This window comes from Rhizobium sp. WYCCWR10014 (assembly GCF_001657485.1).
Taxonomy (GTDB): domain Bacteria; phylum Pseudomonadota; class Alphaproteobacteria; order Rhizobiales; family Rhizobiaceae; genus Rhizobium.
Genome location: NZ_LXFU01000024.1, coordinates 108,170 through 125,785, shown reverse-complemented (window position 1 = coordinate 125,785; position 17,616 = coordinate 108,170). Strand labels below are relative to the sequence as shown.

At 62.1% G+C, this 17,616-nt stretch carries 13 protein-coding genes; 10 read left to right on the top strand and 3 right to left on the bottom strand.

Annotated features, from left to right (window positions below; all coding sequences use genetic code 11):
* Positions 1-243: 243 nt before the first annotated feature.
* From ilvB to A6U98_RS03505, 5 genes are all read left to right on the top strand, one after another.
* A complete protein-coding gene (ilvB, locus tag A6U98_RS03525) occupies positions 244-1,950 on the top strand; it encodes a biosynthetic-type acetolactate synthase large subunit (RefSeq protein ID WP_064648100.1) in 1,707 nt (568 codons plus the stop codon).
* Positions 1,951-2,195: 245 nt separating this feature from the next.
* Positions 2,196-5,438, top strand: a complete 3,243-nt coding sequence (locus tag A6U98_RS03520; protein ID WP_064648099.1) for an adenylate/guanylate cyclase domain-containing protein — start codon at positions 2,196-2,198, stop codon at positions 5,436-5,438.
* A gap of 74 nt (positions 5,439-5,512) precedes the next feature.
* The gene (locus A6U98_RS03515) at positions 5,513-6,193 is read left to right on the top strand and encodes a peroxiredoxin-like family protein (RefSeq protein WP_064648098.1); all 681 of its coding nucleotides are present in this window, start codon (positions 5,513-5,515) and stop codon (positions 6,191-6,193) included.
* Positions 6,194-6,355: 162 nt separating this feature from the next.
* Positions 6,356-6,703: a hypothetical protein gene (locus A6U98_RS03510; protein ID WP_064648097.1), complete on the top strand. Its 348-nt coding sequence runs from the start codon at positions 6,356-6,358 to the stop codon at positions 6,701-6,703.
* Positions 6,704-6,874: 171 nt separating this feature from the next.
* Complete coding sequence (locus A6U98_RS03505; RefSeq protein ID WP_064648096.1) at positions 6,875-7,408, top strand: YidB family protein; 534 nt, start codon at positions 6,875-6,877, stop codon at positions 7,406-7,408.
* Positions 7,409-7,436: 28 nt separating this feature from the next.
* Here A6U98_RS03505 and A6U98_RS03500 read toward each other — a convergent pair whose 3' ends face one another.
* Positions 7,437-8,945: a winged helix-turn-helix domain-containing tetratricopeptide repeat protein gene (locus A6U98_RS03500; RefSeq protein WP_064648095.1), complete on the bottom strand. Its 1,509-nt coding sequence runs from the start codon at positions 8,943-8,945 to the stop codon at positions 7,437-7,439.
* 158 nt (positions 8,946-9,103) lie between these two features.
* Between A6U98_RS03500 and plsY the strand changes: the two genes are divergently transcribed.
* Positions 9,104-9,763 carry a glycerol-3-phosphate 1-O-acyltransferase PlsY gene (gene plsY, locus A6U98_RS03495; RefSeq protein WP_064648094.1) on the top strand — a complete coding sequence of 220 codons (660 nt, stop codon included), beginning with the start codon at positions 9,104-9,106 and terminating at the stop codon, positions 9,761-9,763.
* 52 nt (positions 9,764-9,815) lie between these two features.
* Here plsY and A6U98_RS03490 read toward each other — a convergent pair whose 3' ends face one another.
* Complete coding sequence (locus A6U98_RS03490; RefSeq protein WP_064648093.1) at positions 9,816-10,727, bottom strand: agmatinase; 912 nt, start codon at positions 10,725-10,727, stop codon at positions 9,816-9,818.
* A 186-nt stretch (positions 10,728-10,913) separates the two neighbouring features.
* On the opposite strand from A6U98_RS03490, the gene A6U98_RS03485 reads away from it, so the two are divergent.
* From A6U98_RS03485 to A6U98_RS03475, 3 genes are all read left to right on the top strand, one after another.
* Positions 10,914-12,134 carry an MFS transporter gene (locus A6U98_RS03485; protein WP_064648092.1) on the top strand — a complete coding sequence of 407 codons (1,221 nt, stop codon included), beginning with the start codon at positions 10,914-10,916 and terminating at the stop codon, positions 12,132-12,134.
* Positions 12,135-12,250: 116 nt separating this feature from the next.
* Positions 12,251-12,739, top strand: a complete 489-nt coding sequence (locus A6U98_RS03480; protein ID WP_064648091.1) for a MarR family transcriptional regulator — start codon at positions 12,251-12,253, stop codon at positions 12,737-12,739.
* Positions 12,739-13,419 carry a GNAT family N-acetyltransferase gene (locus tag A6U98_RS03475; protein WP_064648090.1) on the top strand — a complete coding sequence of 227 codons (681 nt, stop codon included), beginning with the start codon at positions 12,739-12,741 and terminating at the stop codon, positions 13,417-13,419. The genes A6U98_RS03480 and A6U98_RS03475 overlap by 1 nt, the downstream gene beginning before the upstream one ends.
* 14 nt (positions 13,420-13,433) lie before the next feature.
* Here the strand turns inward: A6U98_RS03475 and A6U98_RS03470 are convergent, their stop codons facing one another.
* Positions 13,434-16,352: an insulinase family protein gene (locus A6U98_RS03470; RefSeq protein ID WP_064648089.1), complete on the bottom strand. Its 2,919-nt coding sequence runs from the start codon at positions 16,350-16,352 to the stop codon at positions 13,434-13,436.
* A gap of 229 nt (positions 16,353-16,581) precedes the next feature.
* On the opposite strand from A6U98_RS03470, the gene A6U98_RS03465 reads away from it, so the two are divergent.
* Positions 16,582-17,562, top strand: coding sequence for a substrate-binding domain-containing protein (locus A6U98_RS03465; protein WP_064648088.1), 981 nt, complete (start codon positions 16,582-16,584; stop codon positions 17,560-17,562).
* Positions 17,563-17,616: the final 54 nt, after the last annotated feature.

Genomic DNA, 17,616 nt, shown 5'->3' with positions numbered 1-17,616 from the left:
TGATCTCAAATATTCTCAACCACAGATACAATCTGCGCAGAGACGACGTTGACGACGTGTAGATTTGGAGCTAGCTCTATCGGCCATGAAAATCGCAATGGTTCTCGTAGTGGTGATATCGCGCATGGGCAGGACGGTCTGATCGTCCGGCAATAGCCGCCCATGCGCCGAAAACAGGTCCCTGACGGGGCCTTTTTTTATGCCCCGTCGCACCTATCACCTCACTCACGACGGAACCCAGATATGACCGGCGAGAAAGCCAACTCTTCCCTCAATACCCCTTCTGATCGTCTCATGAACGGCGGCGAGATCGTTCTGCAAGCGCTGCGCGACAACGGTGTCCAACACATTTTCGGTTACCCTGGCGCCGCGGTGCTGCCGATCTATGACGAAATCTTCCAACAGGAGGAAATCAAACATTTCCTGGTGCGCCATGAGCAAGGCGCCGGACACGCAGCCGAAGGCTACGCCCGCTCGACGGGACGAGTTGGCGTCATGCTGGTGACATCGGGACCAGGCGTTACAAATGCGGTCACGGCGCTGCAGGATGCCCTTATGGACTCCATTCCGATCGTCTGCCTCTCCGGTCAGGTGCCGACAAGTCTGATCGGCACGGACGCTTTTCAGGAATGCGATACGGTCGGCATCACCCGCCCCTGCACAAAGCACAATTTCCTGGTCCAACACATCGACGATCTGGCCAAAACGATCCATCTGGCTTTCCAGATTGCGGCGGCCGGTCGGCCCGGCCCTGTTCTCGTCGACATGCCGAAGGACGTGCTCTTCGCCAGAGGGACCTACGTTGCACCTGACCAGGTAGCTCCGCTGCCGAGCTACCAGCCCGCAATGCAAGGCGATCAGAACGCGATCCGGGCGGCTGTCGCATTGATGGCCGAAGCGCGACGACCTATCATCTATGCCGGCGGCGGCGTCATCAATTCGGGGCCGGAGGCGTCACGATTATTGCGTGAGCTCGTCGACCTCACCGGCTTTCCCATAACGTCCACCATCATGGGGCTTGGAGCCTATCCCGCCACCGGGCCGAACTGGCTGCGCGTCGCCGGACAGGACGGCTCGCATGAAGCCAATATGGCAATTGGCGATTGCGACCTGATGATCGCCATCGGCGCGCGCTTTGACGACCTTGCGATCTCGCGCATCCATGAGTTTTCGCCTCACTCGAAGAAAATCCACATCGATATCGATGCCTCGTCGATCAACAAACGCGTTCCCGTCGATATCGGCATTCAAGGCGACGCCGCGCATGTGCTGGCGGATATGATCCATGCCTGGCGGTCGCTTTCCACCGTGCCCGACCAGAAGCGGTTGCGGGCGTGGTGGACACAGATCGACCATTGGCGAGCCCGCCATTCGTTTTCCTACGAGCGGCTGGACCGTACAATCATGCCGCAACATGCCCTGGAGCGTCTGCATGCGCTGACAAAGCCGTATGACCCCATCATCGCCACGGAGATCGGTCAGCAGATGTGGGTGGCGCAGTTCTTCGGTTTCGACAGGCCCAATCGCTGGATTACCTCCGGGGGATTGGGGACTATGGGTTTCGGTCTTCCTGCCGCGCTGGGGGCGCAGCTCGCAAATCCCGGCCGCCTTGTCATCGACATTGCCGGCGACGCGTCGGTGCAAACGACGATGAAAGAGCTGTCGACGGCGATACAGCATCAAGCGCCGATCAAGATCTTCATCTTGAGCGATGAGCATCCGGGCATGGCGCGAGAATGGGGTCAGGTACCGGATGGCGATGGTCGATCGCGCGCTTATTCGGCCTCGCTGCCCGATTTCACCAAGCTCGCGGAAGCCTATGGCGCCATCGGCCTTCGCTGCGAGAGCCCGGGCGAACTCGATGCCAGGATCGAGGAGATGATCAACGTGGACCGGCCGGTGCTTTTTGACTGCCGGGTTGCCAGGCTCGCCAACGCCCATCCGCAGTGATGGCGGATGATCGACACCCCAAAAGCAAGCCGTGCGATCCTGCAGCAGCCGCACGGTAAGTCCATTCGTTCGTGAACGCTCATGACGCCAAGATCGCCGTTCTCGATCTGCCGAAGCTGTCCCCAGATCCGCCGCTTGTTTAGTGCTTGCGGGCCTGGGGCAGCAGGTTCATGCTTGTCCCCTGTCTGAGGCCTGCTGGTTGCGGCTGAAATAGCCGTACATCGGGGTTTCGTGAGATGCGTCCGATGGAGTGCAGCGGCTGCGGGTTTGATATTCAGAGCGGTTTTGCTTTCTGTCCGCGATGCGGCGCAAAGCAACCACTCTCCTGTGCTGCATGCGGCCATCCTTGTCAGCCCGATTTTGCCTTCTGCCCCCGATGTGGTGCGTCGATACCAGGCACAGCGCAGCCCGCATCGAAGCCGAAGATCGAGGCGGTCCTGTCTAAATCGGAGGGCGACGCCGACCGGCGGCCGGTGACCGTGCTCTTTGCCGATCTCTGCGGCTTCACGACGTTGAGCGAGCAGATCGACCCTGAAGTCATGCGGGTGCTGCAGAACGAATTGTTTGAAGAGATGACCCAGGCAGTCGAAGCCTATGGCGGCTTCGTCGACAAGTTCGTCGGCGATGCGCTGCTGGCGCTGTTCGGCGCGCCCGTCGCTCATGAGGACGATCCGGTACGGGCGCTCGGTGCCGCACTTGATATGATCGGTCGGGCGACGCAGGTCGGCGAGCGCTGGCACGCCCGCGCCGGTGTGCCGCTGCGCCTGCATATCGGCATCAATAGCGGCCCTGTCGTCACCGGTGGCTTCGGTGCGGTCAGTACAAAATCCTATTCCGTGACCGGCGACACGGTGAACACCGCCCAACGCCTGCAGTCCATGGCCGGCGAAAACGATATCCTCGTCGGGCCGCTGACCTATCGCCTCACCCGCCACGCCTTTGCCTTCGAGAGTCTCGGCGCGCAGGCGTTGCGCGGCAAAAGCGGAAACGTCCTTGTCCATCGGCTGACCGGGCTGTCGGAAGCGCCGCATACGGCGCGCGGGCTCGAGAGTCTCGGCCTTCAGGCGCCGATGATCGGACGGGATACGGAAATGTCGCGGTTGCTGACATGCCTCGACCTTGCCTGCGGCGGCGCGGCGCAGCTTGTCCGGCTGATCGGCGAAGCGGGCATCGGCAAGTCGCGGCTGGTCAACGAATTCGTCGCAATTGCCGGCAGTGCTGCCCGTTTCCAGGGCCTCGCCATCCGCAAAGCGACCTGCTCTCCGCTCGGCGAACAATCCTATGGCACGCTCGGCGCGGTCGTGCGCAGCGCCTATGGCATCGGCGAGCGCGACGATCTCGACAGGGCGCGGCAATTGCTGACAACGGGGTTCCGCGCGCTCGATCTGACGCAGGATGAGGTCGAGGGACTTTTACCGCTGTTTCTACATGTGCTCGGCCTCGGCGATCCCGATGGCGCGTTGCGGTACATCGAGCCGGAGCAGTTGCGGCGGCAGATCTTCTATGCCGTCCGCACCGTCTTCGAGCGGCGGCTGGCGCAAGGTCCCCTGCTGCTTGTCATCGAGGATCTGCACTGGGCGGACGCCACCTCTCTGGAAGTGCTTCGCTTCATGATGGACCGACTGGAGCGCAGCCGGTTGATGCTACTTGCGATCTACCGGCCGACATCGCAGACCGACCCACTGGACTCCAACCGTGTCAGCGTAACCGTGCAACGTCTTGCCCCACTCTTTGCGGCCGACGGGCAGAGGCTGCTTGCTGCGTTTTTTGGCGTGGATCATGGCAAGTTGCCGGTCACGATGCGCAAGCGCATCCTGGACCGCGCCGGCGGCAACCCGCTTTTCATCGAAGAAATCCTTCGGGCGTTGATCGACATGGGCACGTTGCACAATGACGGCCAGCGCTGGCATGTCGCAGCGGAAGACACGGATGTCGATATCCCGGTGAACCTGCAAGCCCTGTTGCTTGCCCGCGTCGATCGTCTGCCACAGGAGATTAGACGGCTGGCGCAAGAGGCGGCAGTGGTCGGCCCGAAGTTCGATACCGCCCTGCTCCGCACCGTCGCCACAGAGCCGGCCGCCATCGATGCTGCATTGGATCATCTCTGCGATGCCAATATCATCGAAGAACTGCGCGGGCCGGATGCCAGTGGGTCGCCGGGCTATCGCTTCAGCCAGACGCTGATGCACGACGTCATCTACCACAATCTCCTGCTGCAACGGCGCATGGAGCTTCATCGACGGATCGGCCAGGTTCTGGAACGTCAATATGGCGCAGCACCCGACCGGCCCGAGCACCTGGCGCAGCTCGGCCATCACTTCAGCCTGACCACAGAAAGGGCCAAGGGGGCTACCTATCTGATGGCGGCGGGCGATCTGGCGCGCAAAACCTACGCCAATGACGATGCGATGCGCCTCTATCGTCAGGCCCTTGCGGCCCTCGCAAACGAGGTGGAGGTTACACCAGAGCAACTCGCGCTGCTGGAGCGTCTTGCCGATCTCTGCGGTCCCGCCGGTCTCCGCGACGCTGCCTTGAACCACTATCAGCGAGCGCTTGCGACCCACCGCAACAACAACCCTATCGCCGCAGCGCGGATATTGCGCAAGGTCGGCCGTTTGCATCTCGATGCAGGACGCCGCGATCAAGCGGAGACACATTTGGCCGAAGCCGAAACCATCATCGCAGCAATCGATGCGCCGGTCGAACGTGCACATGTCCTGCAGGAGCGCGGCCATCTGGCCTTCCGCATGGGGGATCAGGCCGCTGCCGCCGAGTGGGCAACGCAGGCACTGCAATGCCTGCAAACGCTGCCGATCGACGGGACGACGGAGGCCGGACGGGAGACGGCGCGAGCGATGGCGGAGGCGCTGAACACCAAGGGTGCGGCCTTTGCGCGGCTCGGACGCCGCCGCGAGGCCGTGCAGGAAGTGGAGCGCAGCCTCTCGGTCGCCGAAAAGGCCGATCTGCAAAGTGCTGCCTGTCGCGCCTATTCCAATCTCGGCGTTCTCTACACGATTGTCGATCCGGCCAACGCCATCAAGATCTGCCGGCGCGGACTGGAGCTTGCGATCCGTATCGGCGATCTCGGCTTCCAGGCGCGGCTTCTCGCCAACCTCGCAGTGGCCTGCTGCACCTTCACCGATCGTTGCGCTGCCGAGGGTGTACCGGCTGCGGAAAAGGCCGTCGAAATCGACCGGGCGCTCGATCAGCGCGACCATCTCTCCGTGCCGCTGATCGTGCTGGGCCAGATTCATCAATGCCACGGGCAGCCGAAGCTAGCTCGTAAGTATTACGAGGAAGCCCTTGAGGTTGCGAAGGAAATTGATGAACCGCAACTGCTCTTTCCGTGCTATGATGGCTTAGCGACACTCAGCCTTGAGCATGACGACATGGACGAGGCGGAACGGTATTTCACGCTGGCGCAGGATGTGTGCATTCGCCACAACCTCGACCCTGGCACGCTCGTCGTCCTGCCGTTTCTCGACTGACCTGTCCTCGTCGCGGTGATCGCCGGGGATCAATTTCGAAAATCAAATCAAAAACATAAAGGGAGGAATGAAACATGCAGGAGAACCACGCCGCAAGACCATTGCAGCCGGGAGATCGTGCGCCGAACGTGGTGCTGGATGCGATCACCCGCCAGGGCAAGGTCGCCATCGACGATTTTCGCGGCCAGAAGCCGGTGCTCGTCGGGTTGTTCCGCGGATTGCATTGCCCCTTCTGTCGCCGGCAGATCGCCGCCATGGCGGAACTCACCGATGCATTGCAGGAGAAGGGCATCGATAGCCTGACCATCGTCAACACGCCGATCGACCGCGCCCGCCTCTATTTCCGCTACCATCCGCTTCCCAATCTGCTGGCGGCCTCGGACCCGGAACGGGTATCGCACAGGGCCTTCGGCCTGCCGAATCTTCAATTCACCGAAGATGAGAATGAGTGGCCGCGCAAAGTCAGCATGAACACGGTGATGTCGATGCGCATCGACATGCCGGGCGAGCTTCCTGCGCCTATGGACCCGATGGCGGCGTCGGAATTCCTCGACAAAGCGGACGGCTATGAAATCACCGAGGATGACAAGCAGATGATAGCCGCCGGCCAAGGCCAGCTCGTCGGCGAATTCCTGCTCGATCGGGATGGCGTCGTGCGCTGGTGTTTCACGGAAGTCGAGGGGGACGGCCGCCATATGTTCGGCGGCCCCGCGCCTCGGGAAGTGATGTCGGCAGCGTCGAACATGGCTGTTTGAAGCAAATGATCTTTTAAGCGCGTCGCATCGATCGGATTCATGCGACGCGCTCGATGAGACGAAGATACGTTCGGCGTCCGCACCGACTCCGCTTACCTTAAGGAACAAATCTCGCATGGCGATGTTGTCACTACGATAAGCATTGGACCATGGGAGGAACTCATGCTGAAATCTCTTCAGTTCGTACTGGTCGGCTTGGCTGCGATAAGCGGCTTGACGATCTCGCCGACGATCGCGGCAGCGCAAGACTTGGAGTTGCGGCTCGGCCCCGGTGGTGTCGGCGTTTACGACCGTAATCGAGATCGTGATCGTGGCCGATATGACGGATATGATCGGCGCGGACCCCGCGGATGCGACCCGGATGATGCTCTCGACATCGCACGCGGCGAAGGACTTCGAAGGGCGCAGATCGTACGCATGTCGCCCCGCAGTATTGTCGTGCAAGGGATGACACGCCGCGGACCGGAACGAATGACCTTCGCAAACCGCCGAGGCTGCCCGGAAATCTGACCGCGACGTGAGCAAATGAGGTGGACGGCCGGGCCTTCGAGATCGTCGAAGGAATGCGGTTGCGAGCCTTGCTTTCAAACCGGCGGAACCTTTGGCCACCTTGGACATTGCTGCCCATGCAGCGCTCTGCTTTGGGTCGCGTGCACCTTTAAGCACATAGGAGGATTCATCATGATGAGCGGTCAATTGAAGGCGCTTCTCGCCGTCCTTGCCGTTGCCGGCTACCAAAACAGAGACAAGATCGGGGAGCTCCTGCGGGGCATCCAGAACCCTCAGCAGGCTGGCGCAGGAAACCAGCAGCCCGGCGGGCTTGGCGGCCTTCTTGGTGGACTGGGCGGTTCAGGCGGTCTCGGTGGCCTTCTCGGCGGGCTGACATCCGGCGGCATCGTTAGCGGCGGTCTCGGCGATCTGCTGAAGACGTTTCAGCAGAATGGTCACGGTGACAAGGCGGAGTCGTGGGTAAAGCCAGGTCCGAATGCGGACATCGATGACGGCCAGCTTGCGGAAGCATTGGGACCGGACGTTCTCAACGAGATCGCTGCCAATACCGGCCTTTCGCATCAAGAGATTCTTGCGCGACTGAAGCGCGATCTTCCCAAAGCGGTCGACGACCTGACACCAAACGGACAACTGCCCACCGCCGAAGAGGATTTCTTGTCTGCCGCGAGCCAATCAACCACCTCCCCACGGCCCGGCACCATCTAATTTCGGGCCGTCTGTGTGGGGCGGGGCATTACTCCGGAAGTCCCGCCTTGCGGTAGCCTTCGACGAAATGCTCAAGCGTCCGAGCGTCGCGGAACGGCTCGGTCTCCGCCCAGTGGCGGGTTGAAAAATGCGGGTTGGCGACAAGGAACAGTTCGGCCTCGGCGCGCGCCTCGTCGAGCCGGCCAAGTTGGGCAAGGCTTGCCGCCAGGAAACGGCGAGAACTCGTGCGATAGGTTTCGTCGCTGCGCAGCGTCTCGACGGCGGCTCCGTATTGGCCGGCGGCATATTGCGCCTGGCCGAGCGCCAGATAGTACCAGCTTGCCGGAAACGGGTTCAGCCGGAAGGCCTTGGCGATATGTTCGAGGCCCTCCCGGACCCGCCCGGCCAGGACCGCGATGTCGGATAGCGCCGCAAAGGTGTCGGCCTCGTTCGCGTCGAGCTCGATCGCCCTGGCGAATTCCGCATCCGCTTCGGCAAAGCTGCGCTCATAGGCAAGCAGGTAAGCCAGGATCCAGCGGCAGCCGGCATCGTTAGGATCGATCGCCACAGCCTTGCGCGCCAGCTCCAGAGCAAGGCTACGGGTGAGTTGCGTTGGTCCACCGGAATGCACCTCTCCCATCCAGTGGTTCATGGCAAGCCAGCGATAGGCCTCGGCATAATCAGGGTCGAGGGAAATCGCGCGCGTCAGCATCAGATGCGCTTCCCGGGCCGTCTGCGGCGTATCATCCATCAGCCGGCGCGCCCGCACGCAGAGTTCGTAAGCCTCGAGATTTTTGGGCCGGTTGCGCGGCGGCGGTGCGCGCAGCCGGCCGAGCAGCGCCTCGACGATCTTGCCAGTCACTTCGTCCTGAACGGCAAAGATATCCTCCAGGCTGCGATCGAAGCGTTCCGCCCACAGATGATCGCCACTTGCCGCATCGACCAGTTGGGCGTTGATGCGCACCTGTCCCGCTGCGCGTCTTGCGCTGCCCTGCAGCAGGTAGCGCACGCCGAGCTCCTCGGCGATCTCGCGCACGTCCCTCGCCTTGCCCTTGTAGGCGAAAGCCGAGTTGCGGGCGATGACGAACAGGCCCGGCGTCTTAGAGAGGTCGGTGATCAGGTCTTCAGTCAGCCCGTCCGCGAAAGATTCCTGCTCGGGATCGTTGCTGATATTCACGAAGGGCAGCACTGCTATCGATGGTTTGTCGGGCAGCGGCAAAGGTTTTCGCTTCACGCCGCCGAGCTGATTGATGGCGCCGGTGAAGCGATAGCCGACGCGCGGCACCGTGGAGATCCATTCACCGCCCTCGGCGGGCGGACCAAGCAGCTTGCGCAGCTGGGCGATCTGGACAGTCAGGTTGCCTTCCTCGACTGATATCCCCGGCCACGCCGCGTCCATCAGTTCGGCTTTGCCGACAATTTCGCCGGGTCGTTCAACGAGTGCAGCGAGCAGCTTGACCCCGCGATGGCCAACAGCAACGGGATCATCGTTCCGAAGGAGCGTTCCCGCCACCGGATCAAGCACAAACGGACCAAAGGCAAAGCGCGATCCCTGCATGGGGCGCATCCTAAAGTCTTTAAAGCTTGGATGGAACTGTTCGTCCGCTTAGGCCGCGTGGCATCGAGGACGCGATCAGTGGAAATCGTGTTCCAGTGGCTGATGGCGGTGACGACCAAATAATGACTGCCTGAAAATAGAGCGTCGAGGTGACTCCCATGGTTTTCTGGATAGCGGGCGCAGTTGGATTGGCGATCGCTTATCTCCTCGGTTCCACACCCTCGGGCTATCTGGCGGGCAAATTGATCAGGGGCATCGATATCCGGGAGCATGGCTCCAAATCCACCGGAGCAACGAATGTATTGCGAACGCTGGGCAAATGGCCTGCATTGGCGGTTCTGCTGATCGATGTGCTGAAAGGTGTAGGAGCAGTCATCTTTGCCCGCTGGTTTTACCCTTGGTTCTCGACAGTCTCATCGGGCACGCCACCGACAGCGTTTGATCCGCAAATCTTAGAGCCTTGGGCTGTTTGCCTGGCGGGACTTGCCGTGTTGCTAGGCCATGGCCGTTCGGTCTGGCTCAATTTTACCGGAGGCAAGTCGGTTGCCGCGGGGCTCGGTGTGTTGCTGGCGATGTCATGGCCCGTAGGTTTGGGCGCTGTGGCGGTTTTTGGCGTTGCGCTGGCCGCCGTCCGGATTGTTTCCCTGAGTTCGATGCTGGCGGCGTTGACGGCCAACGCTCTCGTCTGCGGCTTGGAACAACCGCTGCCCTATCGGCTGCTGGTGATCGCAGGCGGCATTTACGTGATTGCCCGGCATCGCACCAACATTCGGCGCTTAGTGGCCGGGACAGAGCCTCGTCTGGGCAAGGTCGCCTAGAAGCGAAAACGCACCGCACCATGCACCGCTCGCTCGCAGAGGAAGCAGGGTCTCAATCTTGCCGGACGATGGCGCCGACCGCATTGACGAGAATGCGCGCGGCGGTCAGGGCCGACAGGCCGGCTATGTCCGCGGGAGGGTAGAGCTCGACAAGGTCGAATCCTGCGATTCTGGCCCGCCTGCCGAGGCACGCGATCAGGTCGATCACCTCAGTGTAGGTCAGGCCGCCGGGCGTACGCGCCGCCACGCCCGGCATGATGCTGGGATCGAGGCTGTCGCAGTCGAGGGTGACGACGACCCGCGCTCCTTTCGGAATATGCCGGAGAGCTGCTTCGGCCCCGTCGGCATGAATCTCTCGGGCAGTTACGAAGCGGCTGCCGTAGGCCCGCGCCGCTTCGATGTCGGCGAGGCGTGCGCTGCCGACGCTGCGGAGGCCGACCTGGACCATGCCGACGACATGCGGCATCTCGCTCGCCCGACGCATCGGGCTCGAATAGCCGTGGCGCTCGCCATGCACCTCGTCGCGCCAATCGATATGGGCGTCGATCTGCAGGATCCAGACCGGCTCGTGGTCCGCAAAGCCGGCGATGAAGGGAATGGTCACGGAACAATCGCCGCCGACTAGGATCGGCACTGCGGGCATTGACAGGACCTCGCGCGTCCTCGCCTCGATCCGGGTTCGGTTGCCGGCATTGTCATGAAGGATGGTTGGAACGTCGCCAGCGTCAACGCAGCAGACCGGATTGTGGTCAAACAGCGGACCGCCGAGATCGAAATCCCAGTGCTCGACGAGCGCAGCATCGTCCTGGCTCGCAGCGCGGATGGCGCCGGCGGCCAGGGCATAGCCGCTACCGTCCTTGCCGGGATAGGTGCTGCCGTGAGTGGCTGCGAAGATGACCGCTCGGGGCAAGCGACCATCGGCGAGGCGATCTGGAAGGCCAAGAAAGGAAGGTAAAGCGGTCATTTTCTGATGGTCCTGATGATGTCCGGCTGAAATTGCTGTGGTGAGGACTTTTGAGAATTCGATGCTGACCTGTTTAGTCCGTTTGGAAGTTTTTGAGAACTTTTTGGGAAAGCTTAAGTACGACGCTCACCCTATACTGCAGAATTCATCCTCTTTGAGGTAGATGGCCCCCGGCCTTCAAACCCTATGGAGGTTGCTGTGAACGATATTCCCTGCGTGGAATCGGCGGAATTGTCGCATCGGCACTTGCACGGCACGACATCGCCGCGAGAGGACCGGATCCCATGGGCTGCGATGGCGGGCATCATCGCGACCGTCACGGTATTCGCCGTGGCCCAAGGGCTGACCTATCCGCTGCTCAGCTTCATCCTGGAGCGGCAGGGAACGACATCGGGCCTGATCGGCCTGTCGGCGGCGGTGACGCCGCTGGGTTTCATCCTATCGGCACCCTTTATTCCGGCGCTGTCGCAGCGTGTGGGCGGGACGCGGCTGGCGATCCTGTGTTCGATCCTCGCCGCCCTCACCCTGATGGTGATTGCCTGGGCGCAGGACGTCTGGACCTGGATGCCGCTGCGCTTCCTGCTCGGCGTCTTCGCCAATCCGCTTTACGTGATCAGCGAGACCTGGCTGATCACGATCACGCCGGCTGCGCGCCGGGGCCGGATCATGGGACTCTATTCGTCGATCGTTTCGGGCGGCTTCGCCATCGGCCCTCTGTCGCTCTGGCTCACCGGCACTGAGGGTTGGCCGCCTTTCCTGATCGGTATTGCGGCCTTCCTTATCTGCGGCCTGGTCGTGCTTGCGGTCGTCCCACGCCTGCCCGACACGCCTGGTGAAGGCGAGGCAACATCGGTGGGCCGCTTCTTCGCGCTGGCACCGCTGCTGTTGTTTGCGGTTTTCACCGCCGCCGCCTTCGAGCAGATCCTGCTTTCCCTGTTCGCGGTCTATGGCGCAGCGCTCGGCAGCGCCGAAGGGCGCATCGCTTCGCTCATCACCTGTTTCATCGCCGGCAATGCCGCGCTGCAGATTTTGCTTGGGCGCTTGGCCGAACGGTTCGGCTCGACGCGGACCATGCTTTTCTGCGTCCTGGCTTGCCTTGCCGGCTGCCTGCTGCTGCCGTCGGCCTTCGCCACGTGGCTCATCTGGCCGCTGGTTTTCGTCTGGGGTGGGGTCTCGTTCGGGATCTACACTCTGTCGCTGATCCAACTCGGCGAGCGTTTCACCGGTCAGGCCCTGATCGCCGGTAACGCCGCGTTCGCCTTGGTATGGGGCATCGGCGGCATCGTCGGCTCGCCGGCGACAGGGCTGGCGATGCAACTGATCGGACATCAGGGCCTGCCATTGTCCCTTGGCCTGCTCAGCTGCGTCCTGGCGGTGTTTCTGATGGCCAGGAAATGGCGGGGCTGATCGAAGCACTTGCTCGTGCTGCCCTGCCCTGGCCTCTTTTGCCGACCGCCTTGGTAGAAGAATTGCCATTTAATCTATAACACGTTATATAACCCCCAATACAAATGGAGATCGGCATGGTCGAGGATGTGGTCCGGACGCTCGGGTTTCTGTGCATGGGCAGCCGGCTGCGGCGCATCGGAGAAAGGCTGCAGGCCGATACGCAGCAGGTCATCGACGAAGCGGGCCTTGGTATTCAGGCGGGCCAATATCCATTCCTCGCAGCGATCGACCGGTCTGGGCCACTGACGATCGGCGAGCTTGCGCAGGCGGTGGGCATCACCCAGCCCGGCGCAACGCGAACCACCGGCCAGCTTCTCGAGCTCGGTTACGTCGACATGCAGCCGGCGCCGGACGATCAGCGTCGCAGGCTGGTCTCGCTGACCGAAAAGGGACAGGAGCTCGTCGATCATTCAAAGAAGGTGATCTGGCCGCGCATCGCTGCCGCCGTTGCGGATCTCTGCGGCGATCTCGACGGGCCGATCCTCGAACAGCTCGCGGCCATCGAGGACGGGCTTGCTGCGGCACCGCTTGCACGCCGCAGCACTACCAAGGAGGAAGGATGATGAAACATATCCTCGACCGGCCGATCTGGAGCGCACTGGAGACCGCGCATGCCGATCTTGCCGAAGGCAATGAGGACGCGCGGCGATACCCGCCGTCGATCGTACCCTTCGCGGCCTCCGCAGACGATAGGCCGGAGAGCCTCGACGCCCTGGAGAACCTGCCTTCGCGGGAGGAGAGCATGATCCTCGTCGAAGCCGGCCCGATCGCCATTCCACCGAGCCTGGCTATCGTCACAGAGGCATCGGTGGTCCAGATGGTGGCCGAGCGGCCCCACGCGCGGATTTCCGATCCACGCATCCAGCCCCTGACGGAGGCCGATGCCGCCGACATGCTTGATTTGGCGACACTGACCAAACCCGGGCCGTTCACGTTGCGAGCCCAAAGCCTCGGCAGCTTCTGGGGGATCAAGAGCGAAGGCCGCCTGGTGGCGATGGCCGGGCAACGGATGCGGCAGACAGGCTACATCGAGCTTAGCGGGCTTTGCACCCATCCCGATTTCCAGGGACGCGGCCTCGGCACCCTGCTCTTCCGCTTCGTTGCCGGCGAAATCGCATCGAGCGGCGACACCGCCTATCTGCATGCCTATGCGGCGAACACGTCGGCCATTTCGCTCTACAAGACACACGGCTTTGCGCTTCGCTCGGAGATGAACATGAGGGTGGTCAAACGCCGACCCTAAGCCGTGCCCACGACCTATCGCACCGCCGGCGGCAGCACTTCGAATTTCCAGAATTTTTCCGGGCCGAAATAAGTCGTGGCAAACGCGCGGATATCTGCGGCGGCGACCTTTTCGTAGCCGCTGAGATTGTCGCGTATCCGGTCTAGGCCGCGCGAATCCGTCTGAGCGCCGCGCAGATATTCAATCCAGTATTCGTTACCCTGCTGCTGATGCTTCAGTGTCTCGATGATGGGTTCCCGGGCGCGCGCAAGTTCGTCCGGGGAGACATCATGCGACCGCAGATCCTTGGCGATCTCGTCGACGAGTGCATAGAAGCGCGCGACCTTTGCCGGGTCTGTCTCGACGTAGAAATATGCGTAGCCGTAGCCAGGGACTTCACTTGACAGGTCAGCATCGCCCTCCAGCACATAGCTTGCTCCTTCTGCGATGCGAAACTGGTCGACCAACCTGTTTTGGAAAATCTGGGTGGCGAGATTGGCGGTGAAGGACCGTGGCAGGTCGGAAAGCAAATCGCCAATCGGAGCCCCTACCGCGGCGGCGACGTTATCGGCCCTGCCCTTATGGGTCTCCACAACGGGCTTCTCGTTCGTCGCCGGAAAACGCACGTCGTTCCGACCGTCGCTCGACGTCGTCTCCGGGCGCGGCGGCAAGGCGCCAAAAGTTTCAGCTGCCAGCCGGATCGCGTCGTCCACCGTCACGTCGCCGACAATGGTGATATCGATCGGGCCGTTGGAGACTATAGGCCGGAAAAGCGCCTCGAAATCCTCTGGATGAGCGGCCGACAACTGCGCGCGATCGGGGAAGGTCCAGCGCGGGTCGCCCGAATGCACGAGACCTGGGAAATCGCGGCTGACAACGCCGCCGGGCGTTGCCTCATACTGATCGAGACCGCTCAAATAGGCTTGCTGCACACGCTTGAACGCCTCGGGGCGGTAGGCGGGATCGGAGGTATATGCGGTCATGAGCTGCAGTTGCGTCGCAAGATCTCCAGTCGTTGTGTGACCGTCGAACCTGAAGGAGCTGTCGCCGACCGAGAAATCGATGCTGACGATGTTGGCCGTCAGCGCTTTCTGGATATCCTGGTAATCCATGGCCTTCACGCCGGACAGCACGACGGCCGGAGATGCCCAGATCGGGGCGGAACGGTCGTGCGGCAGGTCCAGCCGACCGCCGCCGATATCTTCACGCACCAGCACTTCGTTGGCACGCAGCTTGGTTGGCTTGACGGTAAGCCGCACGCCGTTGGAAAAGCGCACCATGGTCAAGCCGAGATCGTCGACGGCGCGGCGTTCGACCACAGCGCCCGGCGCGCCGAAATGGGCGTAGGGCCAGGCGACGTCAGTTGCACTGGATAGTGCCGAGACGGCAACGGCATTTGATGCATCGTAGACTTGCCGAACCGCGTCGGCTCCGCCCTCAGGTGATTGGGCCGTCTGCAGCACGACCTGCGGACCGTTGCCGGAGAAAGCGCGCTGCAGGGCCTGATTGACCTCGGCCGCCGTGACGCCACTCGTCATCGTCTCGAACAGCGAGAGATCTTCGGCAGGCGAGGTGAAGACTTCATCGTCATCGACGCTGCTCGCCAGCATCGAAGCGAGGTCCGTGGTCATGCGCGTCGCGGCTCCGGCCGCAGCGGCCCGCAGGGCCGAGCGATAGTCGAGGATTTCGCGGTCGATCTCCGCCTGCGTAGCGCCGAACTGCTGGATACGACGCTGTTCCTGGTCGATGGCTGTGAGCGCCGCCTGCCATTTGTCCGGCTCGGAGTTCGCCGCGATGAGGACGACATGAGCGGAATCGACGATATCCTGAGAGCCGACGCCCGCACTGATGAATGGGGCATCCGCCTTGCCGGCGATCGTGCTCACCCGGCGATTGAGCACCATGAGACCGAGATTCTCAATAAGCTCAGCGCGGCGCTTGGCGAAGGTGTCAGGCGCCGCGTCATAGAGACGCGTCCAGGCGACCTGTACGCTCGTCCTGCCGCCGGGAACAACGATGAGGTCGGCGCTTTCGCCTTTCCTCACCAGCGCGCCGAGATCCGGTTTTGCCGGCGTCGGATCCACGGCCTTCCAATCGTCGAAGCGCTGCCGGATTTCCGTTTCCATGGTGGCGGGGTCGATATCGCCCACCACCATCACCGTTGCCCGATCGGGTCGGTAATTGGCCCGGTAATAATCACGGACGAGGGCCACAGGCGCATTGCTGATGATGTCGGCTTTACCGATCGGCGCCCGCATGGTCGTGCGCTTGCCGGCGAGCAACGAATTCATGATTTCGAGCGCCACGCGATACTGCGGCGTGTCGCGCAGCCGCTCTTCCGACAGGATGACGCCGCGTTCGCGATCGAAGGCGCCGGCATCGAGCGTCAGCTCGCTTGCCGTTTCTCGCATCAGCATCAGGCCCGTCGAAACCGTGTCTGCATCGACCTCGGGCAGATCGAGCGCATAGACAGTCTCGTCATAAGAGGTATGGGCGTTGGTGTCCGGCCCAAAGGCCAAGCCCTTGCGCTGCAAGATACGGATCATCTCGCCTTCGGCGACATGTGTCGAACCCTTGAAGGCCATGTGCTCGAGAACATGCGCCAGACCCTGCTGGTTATCGTTTTCATCGAGCGAACCGGAGCCAATGCGAAAGCGGATGGCTGCCTGTCCGGGCGGCGTGACATTGCGCATGATCGCAAACCGCATGCCGTTGGCGAGCACGCCGAAACGCACATGGGGATCGGCTTGGAGGTCGCTTTGCGTTTGTGGCCAGGGCACGGAGGGGCTGTCCGCATAGGCTGGCAACGTGAAGTTCGCGACGAGGGAGACCGTCGCAAGAAACCACCACACCGTGGAGCATTCCATTTTTTTGTGAGACATTCTTGCCCAGATGATGAGAATGAAGAGGGTAGATGGCGTCAATCTGACTATTCCACAGGTTGCATTTCCCATCAACTTCCATGTTTCTAATGAATAAGAAGTAGATATCTCTGCATAGAACAGAATGATTTTAGGCCTGGTCGGCATAAAATCTGAATCCTGCTCTCAATTAAAGAGTTAGAGCATGATGTTGTCCGAAAACCGCTCACACTTTTCGGCATCACGCTCTGGGTGCCAGACCACTGTCATCGAACCCGCCTAAGGGATTGCGCCTCGATGCTGTTAGCAGGAGGCGTTTTCGATGGCGACATTGGAGCAGGTCGCGTTCCGGGCAGGATGCTCGCTGGCGACCGCAAGCAGGGTTCTCAATCGCAACGGCCCCGCCAGCGATTTGATGGTGCGCAAGGTGCGCCGCGCCGCCGCCGAGCTCGGTTATCGCCCGGCCGGCCTTTCAGTCGGTCGGCTCGGCCGCAGGCCCGTGGTCGGCGTGCTGATCCCGAGCATCACCAATCCGGTCTTTGCCTCGTCGCTGTCGAGCATCCAGAACCGCATGCTGGTGGCCGGCCATGGCGTTTTGATCGCGCAGTCGAACTACGATCCGGCGCGCGAGGCCGATGCCGTTGCAGCACTGCTGAACGACCGGCCGACTGGGCTGATCCTCACCGTCTGCGATCCATCGACCAGCCAGGCGCTGCTTGCGAAGCTCCCGCCGACGGTGCTGCTCAACAACCTGCCGACAGCGCAGTTTCCGGCGGCCGTTACTGCCGACAATCGCGGCGCGGGCCGCGAGATCGCGACGTATCTGATCGGCATGGGCCATCGCCGCATTCTGTTTCTCTCCGGCAATTTCGCCGCCTCCGACCGCGCCCGCCTTCGCTACCGCGGTTATCTCGACGCCATGGCCGAGAACGGGCTGACACCACTCGATGCCGTGCAGATACCGTTCGTCAGCGGCTATGACCAGCTCGATCTTGGCGGTGCGATGACTTCGCTTGCGCCGACGGCGATCATCGCCTCCAACGATCTCCTGGCGCTCGGCGTCATCGGCGCGCTGAAGCGCGAGGGGCTGTCGGTGCCTGCGGATGTTTCGGTCGCCGGCTTCGACGGCATTGCCATCGGCCGGCTGATCGATCCACCGCTGACGACCATCGAAATGCCGGATGCCAGCATGGGGGCAACGGCCGCCTCGCTGCTTCTCGACATGGCGGAGAATGCCGCCCCTGCCCGCCATCTCGACGTCGCCTATACGCTTCGCCGCGGCGGCACCGTGCGCGCTATCTGACGCTTGCGAAACAGGAAGGCCGCCACGCGCTCGGCGTGGCGGCCCTGCTCTGTT